General features: G+C 44.1%; 14 protein-coding genes and 2 pseudogenes. 11 read left to right on the top strand and 5 right to left on the bottom strand.

The annotated features are described in order from the left end of the window. The first annotated feature begins 106 nt into the window (after positions 1–106). Together lepB and MK370_RS03435 are read left to right on the top strand one after the other, a co-directional pair. Positions 107–664: a signal peptidase I gene (gene lepB / locus MK370_RS03440; protein ID WP_268684164.1), complete on the top strand. Its 558-nt coding sequence runs from the start codon at positions 107–109 to the stop codon at positions 662–664. Between the two features lie 140 nt (positions 665–804). Beyond that, a pseudogene (locus MK370_RS03435) lies at positions 805–1,541 on the top strand (hydrolase). A gap of 32 nt (positions 1,542–1,573) precedes the next feature. On the opposite strand, the gene MK370_RS03430 reads toward MK370_RS03435, so the two are convergent. After that, entirely contained in the window at positions 1,574–2,770 is a 1,197-nt protein-coding gene (locus MK370_RS03430) for a cation diffusion facilitator family transporter (protein ID WP_268684163.1), read from the bottom strand. A 258-nt stretch (positions 2,771–3,028) separates the two neighbouring features. Between MK370_RS03430 and pcrA the strand changes: the two genes are divergently transcribed. The 8 genes and pseudogenes from pcrA (at position 3,029) to MK370_RS03390 (ending at position 15,619) form a co-directional block, all read left to right on the top strand. Further along, positions 3,029–5,317: a DNA helicase PcrA gene (pcrA, locus tag MK370_RS03425; RefSeq protein WP_268684162.1), complete on the top strand. Its 2,289-nt coding sequence runs from the start codon at positions 3,029–3,031 to the stop codon at positions 5,315–5,317. After that, the gene (locus tag MK370_RS03420; RefSeq protein ID WP_268684161.1) at positions 5,314–5,712 is read left to right on the top strand and encodes an NUDIX hydrolase; all 399 of its coding nucleotides are present in this window, start codon (positions 5,314–5,316) and stop codon (positions 5,710–5,712) included. Before pcrA ends, MK370_RS03420 begins: the two co-directional genes overlap by 4 nt. 98 nt (positions 5,713–5,810) lie before the next feature. Beyond that, the gene (locus MK370_RS03415) at positions 5,811–7,091 is read left to right on the top strand and encodes an O-acetylhomoserine aminocarboxypropyltransferase/cysteine synthase family protein (protein WP_268684160.1); all 1,281 of its coding nucleotides are present in this window, start codon (positions 5,811–5,813) and stop codon (positions 7,089–7,091) included. Between the two features lie 98 nt (positions 7,092–7,189). Continuing rightward, positions 7,190–8,116 carry a glycosyltransferase family 2 protein gene (locus MK370_RS03410; protein ID WP_268684159.1) on the top strand — a complete coding sequence of 309 codons (927 nt, stop codon included), beginning with the start codon at positions 7,190–7,192 and terminating at the stop codon, positions 8,114–8,116. Positions 8,117–8,188: 72 nt separating this feature from the next. Then, positions 8,189–9,043, top strand: a complete 855-nt coding sequence (gene rfbD / locus MK370_RS03405; protein ID WP_268684158.1) for a dTDP-4-dehydrorhamnose reductase — start codon at positions 8,189–8,191, stop codon at positions 9,041–9,043. Between the two features lie 278 nt (positions 9,044–9,321). Continuing rightward, complete coding sequence (tpiA, locus tag MK370_RS03400; protein WP_268684157.1) at positions 9,322–10,080, top strand: triose-phosphate isomerase; 759 nt, start codon at positions 9,322–9,324, stop codon at positions 10,078–10,080. Between the two features lie 64 nt (positions 10,081–10,144). After that, a complete protein-coding gene (locus MK370_RS03395) occupies positions 10,145–14,023 on the top strand; it encodes a GBS Bsp-like repeat-containing protein (protein ID WP_268684156.1) in 3,879 nt (1,292 codons plus the stop codon). A 129-nt stretch (positions 14,024–14,152) separates the two neighbouring features. Then, positions 14,153–15,619, top strand: a pseudogene (locus tag MK370_RS03390) (IS1182 family transposase). Here MK370_RS03390 and MK370_RS03385 read toward each other — a convergent pair. The 4 genes from MK370_RS03385 to MK370_RS03370 are packed head-to-tail and all read right to left on the bottom strand — an operon-like array spanning position 15,608 to position 20,184. Continuing rightward, positions 15,608–16,843, bottom strand: a complete 1,236-nt coding sequence (locus MK370_RS03385) for an aminoacyltransferase (protein WP_268684155.1) — start codon at positions 16,841–16,843, stop codon at positions 15,608–15,610. The pseudogene MK370_RS03390 and the gene MK370_RS03385 overlap by 12 nt on opposite strands. Before the next feature lie 14 nt (positions 16,844–16,857). Beyond that, the gene (locus tag MK370_RS03380; RefSeq protein WP_268684154.1) at positions 16,858–18,072 is read right to left on the bottom strand and encodes an aminoacyltransferase; all 1,215 of its coding nucleotides are present in this window, start codon (positions 18,070–18,072) and stop codon (positions 16,858–16,860) included. Next, the gene (gene yidA / locus MK370_RS03375; protein ID WP_268684153.1) at positions 18,072–18,881 is read right to left on the bottom strand and encodes a sugar-phosphatase; all 810 of its coding nucleotides are present in this window, start codon (positions 18,879–18,881) and stop codon (positions 18,072–18,074) included. Before yidA ends, MK370_RS03380 begins: the two co-directional genes overlap by 1 nt. A 1-nt stretch (position 18,882) precedes the next feature. Next, a complete protein-coding gene (locus MK370_RS03370; RefSeq protein WP_268684152.1) occupies positions 18,883–20,184 on the bottom strand; it encodes an HD domain-containing protein in 1,302 nt (433 codons plus the stop codon). A 115-nt stretch (positions 20,185–20,299) separates the two neighbouring features. On the opposite strand from MK370_RS03370, the gene MK370_RS03365 reads away from it, so the two are divergent. Then, positions 20,300–20,686, top strand: a complete 387-nt coding sequence (locus MK370_RS03365) for a DUF1934 domain-containing protein (protein ID WP_268684151.1) — start codon at positions 20,300–20,302, stop codon at positions 20,684–20,686. Positions 20,687–20,921: the final 235 nt, after the last annotated feature.

Below are 20,921 nucleotides of genomic sequence, written 5' to 3'. Positions count from 1 at the left end.
TTTGAGAGGAAGGGCTAGTTTGTGAATTGATTTTTGAAATAAGATTGTCCCTTTGTCTATTTTGTCGAAAAATGATATAATGGTATAAAAGAGATGGGAGAGACAGATGTTAAAGAGAGATTTATTAAGAAATGTCATTATTTTTTCAGTTCTAGCAGCCATCATTATAGGTCTGAGAGTTTTTATTTATACGCCTTATCGCGTGACTGAGCAAGACAGCAATGCTTATTTGGCAAAGAATGACTTGGTCTTGGCGACAAGAAAGCAAGACATCAAGCGTGGGGATTTTGTCCTCTATGAAGTGGACGGCAAAGACTATGTCGGCCGGGTCATTGCCCAGGAAAAAGATCAGGTAACCTATATGGATGATCTCCTTTACCTGAACGGCCAGGTCATGTCGGAAGAATATATTGAGAAAATGCGCGAGAAATATTTGGCTTCAGCAGGAAGTTCGGGTTACTATACTCATGATTTCTCTATTATGGATTTAAAAGACTCAAAGTCTGATAAAATTACTAAAGATTCTTATCTGATTCTTAATGACCGACGTGAAAATACGAAGGACAGCCGAGAATTTGGACTCATAAAAGCCAGTCAAATCAAGGGAGTGGTGGAGTTCCGACTCTCACCTCTTAATGAATTTGGTTTTATAAAAAATAAGTAAATTGAAGTCTATTTTCAACCAAGGCAGGGCAAGCCTTGGTTTTTTTCTTTGAAAATCAACTTTAAAGTTACAAGTAAACATAAAGATACTTGTCCTGATGTGGTATACTAATATCAAAAGACCGCTAAAGGAGAATGCTCTTGAAGTCAAGAAAGAAGAAATTATTATTTTTTGCTATACTGGCTCTAGGTTTTTTGACAGCATGCAGCAGTATAGTGAATAGAGATGGTGAAAAAATATGGATGTCAGATACAGAAATGACTGAGCTTCATAAGAAAGAGCAAAAGCTTTCACTTTATATCATTAATCATTATGAAGATGTTCAAAAAATTGAATTTGATGAATTTTCCAAGGGAAATTTATGGAAAGGGATTCCGTTAGTCTCATAGTAAATGACACCAGTTATATCCCACATGTTTCTTTGGACTCAAAAGATGAAAACTATAATATAAATGATAGTTCTCACACTGATTCGACAGAATTGACTTTTCGTCTGAAAAAGAAAGAGAAGGTCACAAATTTTAAAGATACGGGTGAGACGGATGTTATTTACTCTGGAGAAAATGCTTGGCTGACGACTGAGGAAAAAGTAAAGGTGCGCAATCAGGAAGAGGGTCTGGCTTTATTTTTACTGAATCACTATGAAAATGTTGAAAAAATTGAATTTACAAAGATTTCAAGAAAGCCTTTTGGACAGGCAAGATATGCTGCTTTACTTGTTAATGATAAGATAAAGATTTATACCGACCTAGATGATAGCTATGATGACTATCATTTGTCTGACAATTCTGAAAAAGACGGCCTAAAAGTTAAAGAGAATCCAACAAATTTGCAAAGTCTAGATAGCATTACTGTTATGTATTATACGGGGAAATGAATGGTGTGTTGCAAAGAAAAAGCCAGACTGACTTAATCATCAGACTGGTTTTTTCGTGTCTCTTGGTGAAAGATGTTTTGCCATACTTCGTGGCGGCGCCAGAGGCTGGTATGGATAACACCGTCCATTTCATAGCGGATGAGCTTGGTTTTCTGGCTGACAGAGAGGAGTTCAAAGTTTTTGATAGGTGTTTTTGAGGCTCTTTCTGCCTGAAATTCAGCCTTGTTGAGCTGTCGGCCATCTTGGGAAATATAGAGAAATTCGGCGGACAGAAGCGTATCCAGTTGGCTGCCTTGGTCCACGAGCTGCTCACGCATGAGTAGGTTTGGATAAAGATTTTCCAATCTCTCATCTTCAGGAATGGGAGCGGGCTCGATATGAATGTCAATGTCAAAGACCCCGAAGCGCTCCATCAACATATCCTCAACCTGGTCCGCAATCTCATGACTCTCATAGACAGAAAGGTCTGGATTCATTTCAAGAATAATATCTAGATAGATATTACTGCCATAGGTCCGGCCTCGCTGGGATTTAACCTGAGTGATTTTAGGAATTTCCAGGATAGCTTGCTTATAGTCTTGGAGCAGGCTTTCATCAAATCCGTCGGACAGGCTGAAGGAAGATTCCATAAAGATGTCATAGGCAGTCTTGAGGATAAAGAAGGTAATGATAATGGCTGCTAGCTTATCAACGATTGGAAAGTTAAAGGCGCTGGCAATGATAGCGACTGAAGTTCCGATAGAAGTGACAGCGTCTGACAAGTTGTCCTTGGCTGCGGCATCCAGAGCCTTGGAGTGAGCTTTTTTAGCCAGTGTTTTATTGTAAAAATAAACAACCAACATAATGATTGCCGAGATGATTCCGACCACGGCGCCAACTGGGTCAATCTTAGTCTCTTGGTTGGAGATGATCTTCTGAATGGTCTCAATCAAGACATCAAATCCAAAGAAAAACATGATGAAAGATGTGATGAGACTGGCCAAATCTTCTATCTTCCAGTGGCCGAAGCGATGGTCACGGTCGGCTGGTTTTCTAGCCATACGCAGGCCGATTAAAACGGCGATATTAGCCACGATATCAGAGACGTTGTTGAAGCCATCGGCCGTCAGACTGGAGGACTGGAGGGTAGAGCCTGCGATAATCTTGACCGCTGAGAGAATCAGATAGGTAGTGATGGAAAGGATGGCTCCTCTCTCCGCTAGTTTCAGATTGTTACTAGGATTTTTCATGACAGCCTTTCTTTCTAAGTGGGGCAGCAGAATGGAAAAGAGATATGCGAAAAAGTTATTTCTGGAAAGATATTCTAAGTCTCATATGGGCATATTATAGCAAAAATAGGCCTGATTTTCAATTTCCGTCGGGCTTATGGCGGCTTAAATGACTTTGCCAAAAATCTAATCTAAAATCAGGAATTCCTCTTCTTTCTGGTTTAGCTTCATAAGGATTTTTGTTATAATAGTAGCATTGACTTTGAAAGAGGAAGAAACATGCATCCTTTATTAAACGGTATGAATGACCGTCAGGCTGAGGCGGTTCAGACAACAGAAGGGCCTTTGCTGATAATGGCGGGAGCTGGTTCGGGTAAGACCCGTGTCCTGACCCACCGTATTGCCTATTTGATTGATGAGAAGATGGTCAATCCTTGGAATATCTTAGCTATTACCTTTACCAATAAGGCGGCGAGGGAGATGAGAGAACGGGCTGAAAAACTTAAAACGGAGGCCCAAGACTGCTTAATTGCCACCTTCCACTCCATGTGTGTGCGCATCCTGCGGCGAGAAGCAGATCATATTGGCTACAACCACAACTTTACCATTGTTGATCCGGGCGAACAGCGGACTCTGATGAAGCGAATTCTCAAAAGTCTCAATTTGGATCCTAAAAAGTGGAATGAGCGCGCCATTCTGGGGACCATTTCCAATGCTAAGAACGACCTGATTGACGAGGTGGCCTATGAGAATATGGCAGGTGATATGTATACTCAGATTGTGGCTAAGTGTTACATGGCCTATCAAAAGGAATTACGCCAGTCTGAGGCTATGGACTTTGACGATTTGATTATGCTAACTTTACGACTTTTTGATCAAAATCCTGATGTCCTGACCTACTACCAGCAACGTTACCAGTACATCCATGTAGATGAGTATCAGGATACCAACCATGCCCAGTACCAGCTAGTCAAGCTCTTGGCTTCTCGCTTTAAGAATATCTGTGTGGTCGGGGATGCTGACCAGTCTATCTATGGCTGGAGGGGAGCCGACATGCAGAATATCCTGGACTTTGAAAAGGATTATCCAGAAGCTAAGGTAGTTCTGCTTGAGGAAAACTATCGTTCCACCAAGACCATCCTTCAAGCGGCTAATGAAGTCATCCGAAACAACCGCAACCGCCGTCCTAAAAATCTCTGGACTCAAAACGAAGACGGTGAGGAAATTGTTTACTATCGGGCTAATGACGAGCAGGACGAGGCTCTCTTTGTCGCTCGGACTATTGATCAGCTGAGCCGAGAAGGATACAGTCATAAAGATTTTGCGGTTCTTTACCGGACCAATGCCCAGTCACGGACGGTGGAGGAAGCTCTGCTCAAATCCAATATTCCCTATACCATGGTCGGTGGAACCAAGTTCTACAGCCGCAAGGAAATCCGCGATGTTATTTCTTATCTCAACCTCATCGCCAATCCTAGCGATAATATCAGCTATGAGCGCGTGGTTAATGAGCCCAAGCGGGGTGTTGGACCTGGTACTGTTGATAAGATTCGAAATTTTGCGGCCAGTCAGGAAATCTCTTTGCTAGATGCGTCGGCCAATATCCTGCTGTCGCAGGTCAAGGGCAAGGCGGCTCAGGCGGTCTATGATTTTGCCAATATGCTTCTGGATTTGCGGGAGCGCTTGGATGACTATACCCTGACTGAGCTGGTAGAAGCTGTCCTGGAAAAGACGGGGTATGCTACAGTCTTGGCTGCCCAGGCAACCCTGGAAAGCCAAGCACGGATTGAAAATATCGAAGAATTCCTGTCTGTAACCAAGAACTTTGATGAAAATCCAGACAATCCTGCTGATGAGACTGGCCTTGATAAGCTCAGCCGTTTTCTCAATGACTTAGCCTTGATTGCAGACACAGATGACGGAGATACGGAGAGTTCTGAAGTGACTTTGATGACCCTTCACGCGGCCAAGGGATTGGAATTTCCGGTCGTCTTTCTGGTTGGTATGGAGGAAAATGTCTTCCCTCTAAGTCGGGCATCTGAAGATGAGGATGAGCTGGAGGAGGAGCGGCGTCTGGCCTATGTCGGTATCACCCGAGCAGAAAAGATTCTCTATCTGACCAATGCCAATTCCCGTATGCTTTATGGTAAAACCAACTATAATCAACCCACTCGCTTCCTGAGAGAAATCAGCTCAGACTTGCTTGACTATCAGGGACTGGCTCGGCCAGCAAACAGCTCCTTTAAGGTCAGTTATACCAATAGCGATACTAGTCAGTTCGGTCAGGGTATGAGTCTGGCTCAGGCTCTACAAGAGCGTAAACGTCAAGCGGCACCAAGTTCCATTTCTACAGGCAGTCTGCCTTTTGGAAAGAGCAGTCAGAACCAGCCATCTAAGCCGGAAGTTGCTTGGGCTATCGGAGATATTGCCCACCATAAGAAATGGGGCGATGGGACAGTTCTGGCAGTCTCTGGCAGTGGAAATAGTCAAGAGCTTAAGATTAATTTCCCAGAAGTCGGTCTGAAGAAAGTGCTGGCCAGCATAGCACCGATTGAGAAAAAATCATGATGAGGCATTCGATTGAAGCCTGGATCTATCATCCAGAGGATGGAGAAATCTTGCTTTTGAGAGTTGAGGATGAGAAAGTTTCCTTTTGGCAGCCCATTACTGGTGGGATTGAGAGCGGTGAGAGTCCAGAAGAAGCCTGCCTTCGTGAAATAAAAGAGGAGACCGGCTTGCTCTTAGCTTGTTCAAATCTGACTAGTCTTGGAGATTTTACGGTAAAGATTGATGAAAATCTGACCATCCACAAGAATCTTTTTCTAGTCCTGACTGAACGGAAGGAAATCCAGATTTCTGATGAGCATGTGGGAGCTCAGTGGGTAGCTTTAGACAAAGTTTCGTCGCAGTTGTACTGGACCAGCAATCAGGCGACTTTTGAGATTATAACCGAGAAGCTATAAGATATAGCTTCTCTTTATTTCTTTTGATAAGGAAATTCTATTAGTCAAGCGGGGCGTTTAGTGGTAGACTTATCACATAACTATAGTGAGGTGACCTTATGACACGTGAATTTAAATTTGAAACCCTGCAGCTTCATGCCGGACAGACAGTTGACCCGACAACTAAGTCGCGGGCTCTGCCTATTTACCAGACAACTTCCTATGTGTTTGATGATACTCAGGAGGGAGAAGATCTTTTTGCCCTACGCAAGCCTGGCAATATCTACACTCGGATTACCAATCCGACCCTGTCTGCTTTTGAGGAGCGGATTGCGGCTTTGGAGGGTGGAGTCGGAGCTCTAGCAACAGCTTCTGGTATGGCGGCCCTTACCTACACCATTCTAGCTTTGGCGCATGCTGGCGACCATGTAGTGGCAGCCTCCACCATCTACGGCGGCACATTTAATCTGCTCAAGGAAACCCTGCCTCGCTATGGCATTACCACGACTTTTGTGGATATTGAAAATCTAGCTGAAGTAGAAGCAGCCATTCAGGACAATACAAAGTTAGTTCTGATTGAAAGCTTGGGCAATCCTCTGATTAATATTCCTGACTTCGAAGCTTTGGCAGAGCTGGTTCATGCCCACAAGATTCCGTTTATTTCCGACAATACCTTTGCAACACCTTATCTGATCAATGTTTTTTCTCATGGAGTGGACATTGCAGTACATTCTGCGACCAAGTTTATCGGTGGTCACGGAACCAGTATTGGTGGTGTCATCGTAGATAGCGGCAAGTTTGACTGGGAAGCTTCTGGCAAGTTTCCGCAGTTTGTAGATCCAGATCCAAGCTATCATGATATCAGTTATACGCGCGATGTCGGAGCAGCAGCTTTTGTCACTGCAGTCCGGACCCAGCTCTTGCGCGATACGGGCGCAGCTATGTCTCCCTTCAATGCCTTTCTCTTCTTACAGGGGTTGGAAACTCTCTCTTTGCGTGTAGAACGCCATGTGTCCAATGCAGAGAAGATTGTTGATTTCCTAGCAGGACATCCCAAGGTTGAGCAGGTCAATTATCCAAAGCTTGCTGACAGTCCTTATCATGCTTTGGTAGAAAAATATTTCCCTAAAGGCGTAGGCTCTATCTTTACCTTTAATGTCAAAGGTTGTGAGAAAGAAGCTCGTAAGGTTATTGACAGCCTAGAGATTTTCTCTGACTTGGCCAATGTAGCAGATGCTAAGTCCCTGGTTGTCCATCCAGCTACGACGACTCATGGTCAGATGTCGCCAGAAGATCAGCTGGCAGCAGGCATTACACCAAATCAAATCCGTCTCTCTATCGGCCTGGAAAATGTGGATGACTTGATTGAGGATTTGAGAATCGCCTTGGAATCTATCTAATTTTCAAGGCCTCTAGACAGAGCAAATAAGAATAAAACTAGGTTTTCGCCTAGTTTTTTGTTATAATGAGAGATATTAAAAAATAGCAGGTAATCAAAATGACAATTTCAGTGATTGTTCCGTGCTTCAATGAAGAAGAGTCTATTCCTCTGTTTCATGAAGCCATGGAAGCGGTGAAATATCAAATCCGTGACCAGTTCGAATATATTTTTGTCAATGACGGATCGACGGACCGGACCTTGGCTGTTTTGCGTGAGCTCAGTAGCCGTTGTCCTGACGTGCACTATCTGTCCTTTTCTCGTAATTTCGGAAAAGAAGCAGCCCTCTATGCTGGTTTGCAAGAGGCTAGTGGGGATTTGGTGACGGTAATGGATGTAGATTTGCAGGATCCACCCGAGCTCCTGATTGAGATGAAGGCCATGCTGGACACGAATCCTGAGCTGGACTGCGTGGGAACTCGCCGCACTACTCGCGAGGGAGAGCCGCCAATCCGAAGCTTTTTTGCCAATTTGTTCTATAAGCTGATTAACAAGATTAGTCAGGTAGAGATGGTAGATGGTGCGCGTGACTTCCGACTGATGCGCCGCCAGATGGTAGCAGCCATTCTGGAAGTTTCAGAGTACAATCGCTTCTCCAAGGGAATTTTTGCCTGGGTTGGCTTCAATACCGAGTACTTGGAATACAAAAATGTTGAACGAGTTGCTGGCAAGACCTCTTGGAATTTCTGGTCTCTTTTCAACTATTCTTTAGAAGGCATCGTCAATTTCTCTGATGCGCCGCTCAACATCGCCTTTTTAGGAGGTATCCTGTCTTGGATTTTAGCCTTCATCCTGATGGCGGTGATTATTATCCGCACCTTGGTTTTTGGTGACCCGACATCGGGCTGGCCGTCCCTTATGACCGTCATTCTCCTTATCGGAGGCTTCCAGCTGCTGACCATCGGTATCCTAGGTAAATACATCGGCAAAATCTTCATGGAAACCAAGAAACGCCCGATTTATGTGATTAAAGAGAAGAGTAAGTAATATAGCAGATTTTTTCTGCTTTTTTTGTTATAATAAACTCATTAAATGTTTATGATGTGAAAGGAAAGACAAATGATTTTAATTACAGGTGCGAATGGACAGTTGGGTACAGAGCTTCGCTATCTTTTGGATGAGCGCAATGAGGAGTATGTGGCTGTTGATGTGGCAGAAATGGATATTACCAATGCCCAAATGGTGGACAAGGTCTTTGCGGAGGTCAAGCCAAGCTTGGTCTATCACTGCGCAGCCTATACCGCTGTTGATGCGGCTGAGGACGAAGGAAAAGAGCTGGATTATGCCATCAATGTGACCGGTACCGAAAATGTGGCAAAAGCAGCAGAAGCACACGGAGCAACCTTGGTCTACATCTCGACAGACTATGTCTTTGACGGCCAAAAGCCTGTCGGAGAGGAATGGGAAGTAGACGATCGGCCGGATCCGCAGACTGAGTATGGCCGTACCAAGCGCATGGGTGAGGAGCTGGTTGAGAAATATTCCAGCCGTTTCTATATAATCCGTGCTGCCTGGGTCTTTGGTAACTACGGTAAAAACTTTGTCTTTACCATGCAAAATCTTGCCAAGACGCACAAAACTCTGACTGTAGTCAATGACCAACATGGCCGTCCGACTTGGACTCGTACGCTGGCTGAATTTATGACTCATCTGGCGGAAAATCAAAAGGAATTTGGTTATTACCATCTGTCTAATGATGCGGCAGAGGACACGACATGGTATGAATTTGCAGTGGAAATTCTCAAAGATACGGATGTGGAAGTCCAGCCTGTTGATTCCAGCAAGTTCCCGGCCAAGGCTAAGAGGCCTTTCAACTCAACTATGAGTCTGACCAAGGCTAAAGCTACAGGCTTTGTCATTCCGACTTGGCAGGATGCCTTAAAAGAGTTTTACAAGCAAGAAAAGAAACAGTAATTTGCTTTGAAGTTGATAAGAGCGACAGAACTTAGTCTCAGACTAGGTTCTGTTCTTTTCTAGGAGACTGAAGAAACGATTTTGAGGTGCGTGCTCTGGTGGAGAAATAGCTAGCTTGAAGATGCGGGTGGAAAATGAGAATGGGAAGAATTTTCCACAGATCTTATCCCCTTAAAATAAAGATGTTTCAATTTGATGAAATTCTGTGGATAACCTTTATTATTTCATGCAACTATGTTACAATGTTACTATAAATAAAATAGAAGAGGTGTGTGAATATGTCACGTAAACCATTTATTGCTGGTAACTGGAAAATGAACAAAAATCCTGAAGAAGCAAAGGCTTTTGTAGAAGCAGTTGCTGCTAAGCTACCTTCTTCAGATTTGGTAGAAGTTGGTATCGCTGCTCCAGCACTTGATTTGACAACTGTTTTGGCAGCAGCTAAAGGAAGCAATCTTAAAGTTGCAGCCCAAAACGCTTACTTTGAAGATGCAGGTGCTTTCACTGGTGAAAACAGCCCTAAAGTTCTTGCAGAAGTTGGAGTTGACTACATTGTTATCGGTCACTCAGAACGCCGCGATTATTTCCATGAAACAGACCAAGACATCAACAAAAAAGCGCACGCTATCTTTCGTAATGGTCTGGTACCAATCATCTGCTGTGGTGAGTCGCTTGAAACTTACGAAGCTGGCAAAGCGGTAGATTTCGTTGGTGCTCAAGTATCAGCTGCTTTGAAAGACTTGACAGCTGAGCAAGTTGCATCATTGGTTATTGCTTATGAGCCAATCTGGGCTATCGGTACTGGTAAGTCAGCAACTCAAGACGACGCTCAAAAGATGTGTAAAGCAGTTCGTGACGTTGTAGCAGCTGACTTTGGTCAAGAAGTAGCAGACAAGGTTCGTGTTCAGTACGGCGGTTCTGTAAAACCTGAAAATGTTGCGTCTTACATGGCTTGTCCAGATGTTGACGGTGCTCTTGTTGGTGGTGCGTCACTTGAAGCTGAAAGCTTCTTGGCATTGCTTGATTTTGTAAAATAAAAAATGTTGAAAAAAGACTTGTCCTCCCAAAGGTGACAAGTTTTTTAAAAGTTGGAGAGAAAAGTTGAAATCGAAAGAATTGGTTTATTTAGCGAGTACGGCTATTTTGTTGGCAGCGACTGCCAATGTTGCAAAAGCCGAGGAACATACTATCGCTGAGTCAGAAGTTTTAAAAACAGAAAGGTCTGTTAGTTCCCAGAATCAAGCAGTCAATGCGGCTGCATCACAAGTGTCTAATCAGCCGACTGTAGCAGTATCATCTGCAGAACAGTCAGTTCAAGCAGTTAAGCAAGAGGAGCAAGTAACTAACGCTGTAGGAACAGCTGTTGAGTCTGGAGGAGCAGCTCAATCAGCCACTGTAGAAACTCAGGTAGCACCTGCTAAGCCAGAAGGGCAAACTCAGTCAGATGCAAATGCTTCTAATCAGAATGGAACTGTAGCTGCTCAGTCAGTAAAAGCAAGCTCTTCTGTTGCAGCTTCTGTTACTGCTTCAGAGCCCAAGGCTAGTCCTGCAGTAGCATCAGCACCAAAAGCTAGTAATGCTGGAAAAACTGTATTTTATAATGCTGGGTCAAAGGCTCAGGCAGCCCGCGGGAATTCCCAAGCAGAGATTAAAGGTACTTCCTTTGTAGATGTCAGCAGCCACAATGGCCATATCAGCGTAGACGACTATCGTAAATTAGCCCAGCAAGGGGTTGGCGGTGTCGTTGTCAAACTGACAGAAGGAACCCATTACACTAATCCATTTGCTGAGTCCCAAGTGAGAAATGCTCAGGGAGCTGGCCTACAAGTATCGACCTATGCCTTCTCGCACTATACCAGTGATGAAGAAGCGAGAGCAGAAGCTCGTTATTATGCTGCCTTTACTAATAGACTAGGTTTGCCTAAAAACACAGTCATGGTCAACGACATGGAAGATCCTAAAATGCAAAATGGGATCAACCAGCATACCCAAGCTTGGGCGGATGAGATGCGCAGACTGGGTTATTCTAACCTGATGTACTATACAAGTGCCAGCTGGCTGGATCAAAACAATCTTCGCAGCAAGGGACCGGTTAATACATCGCAATTTGGCTATACCAACTTCTGGGTGGCTCAGTATCCGTCTTCTAATTTAAATCTTGATGGAGCTAAATCTCTCAAATACAACAGTGGCGCTGGAGCATGGCAGTTTACAGCTCAGGCTCAGCTTTTAGCTGGCAAACATGTATTTGACCATAGCGTAGATTACACTGGGAGATTTACCCAGCAGTCTGCTCTTGCTAAGCAGCCTTTAAAGGGTAACATCAGTATTCAGAATAAGAATAATGTCAACGGCAGCTTTGATGTTGTGATTTCAAACGTTTCTGCTCCTTATGGAGTGTCTGTTGTTAGTGTCCCGGTTTGGTCTGAAGCTAATGGCCAAGACGATATTATCTGGTACACAGCGACTCAGCAGGCCAATGGTACTTATAAAGTTTCTGTTGATTCTAGCAGACATAAGGATTCAGTTGGCAAGTACAATGTCCATCTCTACTATGTCCGCAATGACGGCCAATTAGTTGGTGCTGGCGGTACTACAACCAATGTATCTGTCATCAAGCCACAGGGAAAAATCAGCATCCAGAATCGTAACAGCGAAACTGGTGATTTCGATATTGTTGTTTCAGGTATTTCATCTCCAGGAGGTCTTAAGACTGTTTCTCTACCAACTTGGTCAGAGGCCAATGGTCAAGATGATATCAAGTGGTACAATGCAGAACGTCAGGCTGACGGCACTTATCGTAAGCGGGTACGCATAAGCGACCACAATAATGTGCAGGGCGAGTACAATGTCCATCTCTACTATGTTCAAAATGACGGTCGCTTGGTTGGTGTAAGCGGTACTAAAACGACCGTTTCTCTTGGCAAACCTAAGGGCACCATCAGTATTCAAAATCGAAACAAAGAAACTGGCGATTTTGATATTGTGGTTTCAGATATTTCATCTCCAGGTGGTCTGAAGAGCGTTTCTCTCCCGACCTGGTCTACAGCTAACGGCCAAGATGACATCAAGTGGTACGATGCTGAGCGTCAAGCTGATGGTACTTATCGTAAGCATGTCCGCCTAAGTGATCACAATAATGTCGAAGGTGAATACAATGTGCATCTCTATTATGTGCAAAATGATGGCAGCTTGGTAGGTGTAAGTGGCACTAAAACGACTATTTCTATAGAAAAACCAAAAGTTCAAGGCAAAATCAGTATTCAGAATCGCAACAGCGAAACTGGCGATTTTGATATTGTGGTTTCAGATATTGTATCTCCAGGCGGTCTCAAGACTGTTTCCCTGCCAACTTGGTCAGAGGCCAATGGTCAGGATGATATCAAGTGGTACAACGCAGAACGTCAGCCGGATGGTACCTATAAGAAGCGAGTTCGTGCGAGCGACCATAACAACGTTCAGGGCGAATATAATGTACATCTCTACTATGTCCAAAATGATGGCAAACTAGTAGGAGCAGGCGGCATCAAGACCAACGTTTCTATCAGCAAGCCGCAGGGTAAAATCAGCATCCAGAATCGCAACAATGAAACCGGTGATTTTGATATTGTGGTTTCGGGGATCTCATCCCCAGGGGGGGTGAAGAGTGTTTCTCTTCCAACCTGGTCTACAGCCAACGGCCAAGATGACATCAAGTGGTACGATGCTGAGCGTCAGGCTGATGGCACCTATCGTAAGCATGTCCGTCTGAGTGATCACAATAATGTTGAGGGCGAATATAATGTGCACCTTTACTATGTGCAGAATGATGGCAGCTTGGTTGGTGTGAGCGGCACTAAAACGACTATTTCCATTGAGAAACCAAAAGCGCAAGGTAGAATCAGCATTCAGAATCGCAATATCGAAACCGGCGATTTTGATATTGTAGTTTCAGATATCGTATCACCAGGTGGTCTTAAGAATGTTTCCTTGCCAACCTGGTCAGAGGCCAATGGTCAAGATGATATCAAGTGGTACAACGCAGAACGTCAGCCGGATGGTACCTATCGTAAGCGAGTTCGTGCGAGCGACCATAACAACGTTCAGGGCGAGTACAATGTACATCTCTACTATGTGCAAAATGATGGCAGGCTGGTAGGAGCAGGTGGCATCAAGACCAATGTTTCTATCAGTAAGCCGCAGGGTAAAATCAGTATTCAAAATAAGAATAATGATACTGGAGAGTTTGACATTGTAGTATCAGGAATTGTGGCACCAGAAGGTCTCAAGACAGTTTACCTGCCGACTTGGTCAGAAGCGAATGGTCAAGATGATATCCAATGGTACACAGCGGATCGTCAGGCTGATGGCACTTATCGTAAGCATGTATATGCGCGTGACCATAAGAATAATGCAGGCGAATACAATGTTCACTTGTATTACTTAAATAATCAAAATCAGCTGCAGGGAGCTGGTGGAGAAAAGACCTCTATCTCCGTGAACCGTCCTCAGTCAGCTAGTCAGCGAGACCGTGTTCTTGCGGCGGCAGCTGCTATGGTAGGTGTCAGGGGAGGCAGTGCTGAGCATCAGCGTTTGGTCAACGATTATAATAGTGTCAGACCTCTGCCAGTTGGCTACGCTGTAAAAAACACAGATGACTGGTGCGACATTTTCACGACGGTTATTTTCCAAAGAGAGGGCTTGAGCGATCTTATCGGTCGCGAGTGCGGTGTTGAGCGCCATATTCATATTTTCCAAAGACTAGGTATCTGGAATGAAGATGGTAATTCGACTCCTAGCGCAGGCGATATTATCACTTTTAACTGGGACAAAGATACCCAGCAAAACGATGGCTGGGCTGATCATATCGGTATTGTCGAAAAAGTCGAAAATGGCATTATTCACACGATTGAAGGCAACAGCAATAACGTAGTTAAACGCAATACTTACCGCATCGGTCATGGAAATATCCGTGGTTTTGCGACACCTCGTTATAAATAAACACACAAAAAAACCAAGGGGAACCTTGGTTTCAGATTGAAGACAAAGTCCTAAGAACAGAAGTTTCTAAGGGCTTTTCTTTTTGTAAAGTCGTATAATAGAGGTAAGAAAATTTGTGAGGTACTCCCTATGTTTCACAAAGAAAAACCTGATTATAATCGCTGCCAATATGGTTTCTATACGATAGACGAATTGGTCCCAGAAGATCACTTTCTTCGCCAAGTGGAATCAGAGGTTGATTTCGACTTTATCTATGACTTGGTTGAAGAAACCTATAGCCCAGATCTGGGTCGTCCCAGTCTAGATCCCGTCATGTTAGTCAAAATCCCTTTGATTCAATGTTTTTATGGCATTCGCTCCATGCGCCAAACCATTAAAGACATTGAAGTAAACGTAGCCTATCGTTGGTTTCTTGGACTAAGCTTGGATGACAAGGTGCCTCATTTTACCACATATGGAAAGAATTACAGTCGTCGCTTTCAAGATAAAGCACTGATTACTGAGATATTTTCACAAGTACTCCATCAAGCTTTATGTGCTGGTTTAATGGATCCTTCGGAAATATTTGTGGATGGAACCCCTATCAAAGCGGCAGCTAACAGTCACAAGTATCATAAGGAAATGGTTGCCCAACAAGCTAAATTTATGGGTGAGCAATTGGAAGTGGAGATTGATTTAGATAGGAGAAAACACGAAAAAAAGTCCTTAAAGCCCGCAAAAGGAAGCGAGACTAAAGAAAAGAAAATCTCGAGAACAGATCCTGAGAGTGGTTGGTTCCACAAGGGGGAACACAAGGAAGTATTTGCCTATTCTGCCCAAGTAGCGTGTGATAAGCATGGTTGGGCCTTGGCTTATACGGTTGAAGCAGGAAATGTTCATGATAGTCAGGCTTTCCCTGCCCTTTTTTCAAAATTAGAAGCTTTCTCCCCACGTTACATTATTGCGGACTCAGGCTATAAGACTCCAGCTATTGCCCATTATTTATTACAGCGAAACATCATCCCTGTCTTCCCCTATACCCGCCCCAAGGGTGTAAAAGGGAACTTAAGGCCCAATGATTTTGTTTACGATTCCTATTATGACTGTTACCTCTGTCCAGAGAATCAAGTATTAGCCTATCGCACGACGACCCGAGCAGGCTACCGTGAGTATAAGAGTAATCCAAATACATGTGCTTCCTGTCCCCTATTATCCGTTTGCACCCAAAGCCAAAATCACCAAAATGTAATCACGAGACATGTATGGAAAGATGATCTTGAATTTTGTGAAGAGATTCGCCACCGAAGAGGGATGAAGGAGCTTTATAAGAAGCGCAAAGAAATAATTGAAAGGCTCTTTGGGACAGCCAAAGAGTACCATAACCTCCGTTATACAAGAGAGAAAGGAAAGTCCAAGATGGAGATAAGGTTGGGCTTACTTTGGCGTGTTTGAATCTCAAAAAACTAGTAAAAATGAGGGTGGGGAAGCCTTTTTATTTTGTTCAAATGACCATTATTCTATCAAAAGATGGAATATTAGCCTGACAAAAAGAAAAAGACAAACACCATTTGGAATGTTTGTCTTCGATCTGAACCTTGGTTTTTTTTAACGTCTTAGAATTTTCTTTATGAGTTGAAGCAGCTTAAACTTGAGAGGGTTGGGATAATAACGGAAAGTCCCAATTTTTCTTACGATGAAGCCGTTGAAGTTCTGTTTGAAGCGCAGAACACCGTCAGAACCATCGAAAATTCCCATAATACCGAGGAAATTATAAAATGGAATGCCTCTCTTGATGCTTTCAGTCATAACGTATTCCTGCAGCAGGGCAGGAGCGTAGAATTTATTAAACTCAGGATAGGAGCCGCTGAAAAGATAGGTTGCTTCCTGAGGAGTGTAGATAAAGAGGCTGGCAGCCAGAACTTGGTCTTGGTCACCGTACTTATCAATCAGCTCTTGAGCCTCTGCTTTGCGGGTTTCAAAGCTATCAAACTGGCTGGAAAGCTCTCGCAGCTGGTTTTGTTTCTTTTCGGATTTAGGATTGTTGCCCAAGTCTGCCTGCAGTTTCTGAATTTTCTGGCCCAGTTTCTCTTGGTCTTTTTGTAAGTTCTGAAGATAGTCCTTGAAGTTGAGACTGGCTGTCATAAAGTCCGCTTGTTGACCAAAGCTATCATAAAAATCTTGGTAATAGTCCAGTGGCTTGTCATCGTATTCACGCCGATCAGAAGTGGCAGAGGTAATCTCTTTGAAAAGATTGAGCTGGTCGCGTTCCAGCCTTTTTAGCTTGATACCAAAGGTATTAGCCTTTTTGACAGTCGCCTTGCCATTTTTACTGAAGGATTTGAGCAAGTCTTTCTCCGTCAGACCAGCTAAGTCTTTGACATAATGCCAATCAGGCTCCCCACCTGGATAGCCTGTCTGTAAGCCGTCAAAGTCAAAGCCCAAATCAGTCAGTTGCTGGATAAGCTCGACTTTTTCATCAGATGTAGGCTGGCCATTGCTGTCAAAGGTCTGGTACGTCTCATAGGGCTTGATGATGAGCTCTAGGGCGCCTTCTTTTTTAGCGTAAGCCTGCAAAGCTTGATAGAAAGGAGTCAGGTATTGAGCATCAGTAGAGACAGGACCGCAGTTGATTTCCATATGGAGGCCGCCAGTCATAGGCATGCTGTAGAGGACAGCAGACACCACTACCTGTCCCTGCGGGTCAGTGTAGCCGATATACTGGGTACTGAAGCCACGCTTGCTCAGCAGCTCTGCCATTTCCACGGTCTGCATAAAAGAGCGTTGGGAGCTAGCTGAGGTATGCTGGATAAATTCTTCTTGGCTGAGAAGTTTAAAGGTCATAGGCTTCCTTTCTTTTAATGCTTGCTGCGCAGTTTCTTTCTGATAGTGTAGACATGATTGGAGAGGTGATAGAGGGGATTGGTCGGCAGGTTAAACTCACCAGCAAATTCCTCAATGGTCGGATTGAACTTGGATTTAAAGCTATAGAGACCACCCTTGAGGTCGTTTTCGATTCCGCCCATATTTTGCCAATCAGCTCCGCGCTCAAAAGCATGTTTGGCTGTTTCGTACCAAGTGATGATGGCTGGCTGGTAACGGCGGTACTCCTCGTCCATTCCGGCATAGATATTTTCAGAGGTTTTGCCGTATTCCAAGACCAGTGTGCCAGACAGGGGAACGACAGCAGCCCCTTGGCTGATTTTGTCCTGCAGAAAGTCAATCTCTTCTTGGAGGCGTTTCTGTTCTTGCTTGTTATTCTCAATCTTGCCGGGCTTGGTTTTCTCGGTAAATTTCTCTGCTTCCTTGAGTGTCTTGGTCAGCTGAGTCTGCAAGTCTTCCAAGCGTGCCTTTAGATCAATGCTAGACAAGGTGATGTAGGAGTGCTCAGGATAAGTATCCAAGAGTTTTTGGTAATAGTCTTTGCCGCGTAGGTGGATGTTTTTTCTATTTTCTGTCTTCTTCATCAGGGCTGAAAAGTCATCCAGTAATTCTGCTCCTCCAAATTGGATTTGGATGCCTTTGTTACGGGCAGTGCGAATAGCTTGACGAGTACTCTTAGAAAGCAGTTCCTCGCTGAAATCTTCTTTATGAATATTAGCCTGCAAGCGAGGCTGGATGGTTTCGTCCAGAGACTCAGTCCGCCCGACCCAGACAGCTCCAGCTTGCTGCAGTTTTTGAATCAGCTCAATCGTTTCTGCCTTGTCTTGCAATTCGCCACCCATCTTGCTTTCTGCCAGAAAGAGGCTAGGATCAAACTTGGCAAATAGCGCTTTTTTCTCCTTGGCAAATTTCTTGAGCGAGGCCAAAACAAAGGCCAGCAGCTCCTTGTCACCATAGTCCATGATGGGGCCGCGCGGGATATAAAGCATGGTCATCCCTAAGGGCAGTGGTTTGATCAAGACACTGGCTGCAGCAACCAAGCGGTCGTCTTTATAGAAGCCCAAGCGCTCATTAGCCCAGTTATCCTTAATCTGAGCCCAGGCTGAGCTCTGCAGAAGATTGGCCTGTGGATGAGCCGTGACAAAATCATCGTGTTCCTGAGCTGAAATTCCAATTTTGTAACTAAACATTATTTTAAAACCCACTCTCTAATAGCGTGTGCTACGCCGGATTCGTCATTCGATTTGGTGATATATTTGGCGATTTTCTTGAGTTCTTCCTTACCGTTTTCCATGACAACAGGAGAGCCAACGGCTTCCAGCATGGCGCGGTCGTTTTCTTCATCACCGATAGCCATGGTCTGCTCCTTGCTTAAGCCAAGTTTTTCAGCCAGATGAAGGATAGCAGCTCCTTTATTGACAGTCTTTTTGACAATTTCCAGATAGAAAGGAGCTGACTTAACCAGTGTATATTTTTCAGCTAATTCCGGTGGCAGCTTGGCAATGGCCGCATCCAGAATTTCTGGCTCATCAATATACATGCACTTAACGATTTCTTTATTGACCATTTCTTCAGGTGTGCGGTAGAAGATAGGCATGCTGACCAGATTGGACTCGTAAACAGTGTACTTGCCGATGTTACGATTAGCTGTATAAATGCCGTCCTTAGTGATGGCATGCATGTGAACGCCTAATTTTCGACCAAGCAGTTCGATATCCAGATAGTCATCATAAGTCAGTGTTTCTTTGATTAATTCTTGACCTGTGACAGTATCCTGCACCAGTCCGCCGTTGAAGGTAACGACATAGTTGTCTGGCTGATTAAGCTCTAGGTCCTCGAGAAGCTTTTGAACACCCGCAATAGGACGGCCGGTTGCAATGACGATTTTAACGCCAGCAGCCTTGGCATCCTGAACAGCGCTGAAGACTTCAGGAGTGATTTCTTTTTGGTTATTTAAAAGGGTTCCGTCAATGTCAACGGCAACTAATTTGATAGACATATTATTCTCCGTAGGTAAATTGGTCGTTTTTGATATAGTGCATAAAGGTATGGTTTTTTTCGCTGAAAAGTCCCGTCTCTGCCAGCATTTCCTTAGGGAAGTAGAAGCGATTATCTCCTTGTCTGGTCCCTGCTAGCGAATGAACGATAGGTGACAGGCTGGACAATTCTGCTAAGCTGCCATCTTTTTGCAGAATCTCAATCTGGGTCCGGGGTTTTTCAACGTCAGGCCGGTAGAAATCGTAAGGCAAATCAAAATTACGATGGATAGCAGTATAGTAATCAGGGTCAAAACCAACCTGTCCAACTAGGTCTCGCATGATATCCAAATGCGCTTCGTTTTCCTGAGAGAAGACGATAGACTTAAAGACCTTGCGGTTGATAAAACGCTGAGCCAGGTCAGATAAAATCTTATCCGGACTAGTCATCCAAACTTGGAAATAGGTATTCATAACACCATCATCCAAGGCCAGATAATCCTGCAGGGTCACTCTGTTTTCAAAGAATGGAATGAGATTGGGCGATGATAGCGCAAAATAATCCTTCTGAGCCGGATAGAGAAACTTGGCCCGCTTGAGCAGATTTTGCAGCAGAACTTCCATAGCACGGCTAGCTGGGTGGAAATAGACTTGCATGTACATCTGGTAGCGGCTGACTACGTAGTCTTCTACTGCATGCATGCCATTGCGCTTGAAGGCGATGCCGTTTTCTACAGGACAAATCACTCGTAAAATTCTGGTTAAGTCAAATTGTCCATAGGAAGCACCAGTAAAAAAGGAATCTCGCAAGAGATAGTCCATCCGGTCCACATCAATCTGGCTGGAAATCAGCTGAACCACCTGTTTATTGGGATAGGTATGGTTGATGACGCTAGCTACCTTTTCAGGGAAATCTGGTGAAACCTGCACCAGTACCTGATGAATCTCCGTCTCTGGGCTGGTGATGATTTGCCGCGTAATATCCTCGTGATTAGTGTCAAAAAGACGCTCGAAAGTATGTGAATAAGCTCCGTGTCCCAAGTCATGAAGGAGAGCTGCAGTCATGGTCAGCAGGCTTTCATGGCTATCCCAGTTGGCTTGGTATTTTTCATTGAAAATCTTAGTGATGCGCCGAGCAATCTCATAAGCTCCCAGACAATGCGAAAAACGGCTGTGCTCCCCGCCGTGGAAAGTATAGCCGGAGGTACCCAGCTGTTTGATGCGGCGCAGCCGTTGAAATTCTTTGGTATTGATTAAATCATAAATAACCTGATGGTCCACATGAACATAATTATGAACCGGGTCCCGAAATACTTTTTCAATCATGTTACCATTATACCACAAATCATAGTAGGAAAAAAATCAAAGCTGCAACTGAAAGAAGAGCAATTTTGTCATTTTTTTGATAGAATAGGGAAAGAAAAACAGAAACGAGATGAAGATGCAAATTAGAATAAAAAATCAAATCCAGCTGGACGGGCATACCGAGCTAATTGATCAGGTCTACGATACGGACTGGATGCAAAAAGGAGACTATCATTATCTGCTTTACAAGAATGAGGAAGGTGAGAAAGTGGTTCTGAAGTTTCACGATAAAGAGTTGGTTATGACACGCTTTTCCGAGCCTAAGTCCATCATGCGCTTCATCAGTCAAGGGCAGGCGCTGGTTGGCATCCATACACCTGTGGGCGTGCAGCAGTTTGTGACCGATACTCCTTTCTATAAGGTTGATTTTACTAATCAAGTCCTGCAACTTCATTATCAGCTGAAAACTGTTGATGGGGAGCAGATTTTTGCCAGCTATGAAATGGAGATTAGCTGGGGTTAACTGCTATCCTCTGAGAAAACTCTTGAATATCATAATGTTTCCCCTTGCAAAAGCTTGAAAATTTGGTATAATAGTTTCTAACTCAAGGGAGTAGCTAACGGAATAACCGTTACAAGGTCGTCAATACGAAAGAAATTTCCGGCCTTGTATGAAATAGCGAGACTTGTTAATAAACAGGTCTCTTTTTTGTTTCTGACTTTTTGGATATGACTAATGTGGTTCAAGATGATGAGTC

This window comes from Streptococcus sanguinis (genome assembly GCF_026781265.1).
GTDB lineage: Bacteria > Bacillota > Bacilli > Lactobacillales > Streptococcaceae > Streptococcus > Streptococcus sanguinis_T.
This window is presented reverse-complemented; position numbering and strand designations above follow the sequence as displayed.

Coding starts and splice junctions, on each gene's coding strand:
- tpiA (WP_268684157.1), top strand. CDS start 9,322: ATGTCACGTAAACCATTTATTGCTGGTAACTGGAAAATGAACAAAAAT.
- lepB (WP_268684164.1), top strand. CDS start 107: ATGTTAAAGAGAGATTTATTAAGAAATGTCATTATTTTTTCAGTTCTA.
- MK370_RS03370 (WP_268684152.1), bottom strand. CDS start 20,184: ATGATTGAAAAAGTATTTCGGGACCCGGTTCATAATTATGTTCATGTG.
- MK370_RS03415 (WP_268684160.1), top strand. CDS start 5,811: ATGACACGTGAATTTAAATTTGAAACCCTGCAGCTTCATGCCGGACAG.
- MK370_RS03380 (WP_268684154.1), bottom strand. CDS start 18,072: ATGTTTAGTTACAAAATTGGAATTTCAGCTCAGGAACACGATGATTTT.
- MK370_RS03420 (WP_268684161.1), top strand. CDS start 5,314: ATGATGAGGCATTCGATTGAAGCCTGGATCTATCATCCAGAGGATGGA.
- pcrA (WP_268684162.1), top strand. CDS start 3,029: ATGCATCCTTTATTAAACGGTATGAATGACCGTCAGGCTGAGGCGGTT.
- MK370_RS03365 (WP_268684151.1), top strand. CDS start 20,300: ATGCAAATTAGAATAAAAAATCAAATCCAGCTGGACGGGCATACCGAG.
- MK370_RS03410 (WP_268684159.1), top strand. CDS start 7,190: ATGACAATTTCAGTGATTGTTCCGTGCTTCAATGAAGAAGAGTCTATT.
- MK370_RS03385 (WP_268684155.1), bottom strand. CDS start 16,843: ATGACCTTTAAACTTCTCAGCCAAGAAGAATTTATCCAGCATACCTCA.
- MK370_RS03430 (WP_268684163.1), bottom strand. CDS start 2,770: ATGAAAAATCCTAGTAACAATCTGAAACTAGCGGAGAGAGGAGCCATC.
- rfbD (WP_268684158.1), top strand. CDS start 8,189: ATGATTTTAATTACAGGTGCGAATGGACAGTTGGGTACAGAGCTTCGC.
- yidA (WP_268684153.1), bottom strand. CDS start 18,881: ATGTCTATCAAATTAGTTGCCGTTGACATTGACGGAACCCTTTTAAAT.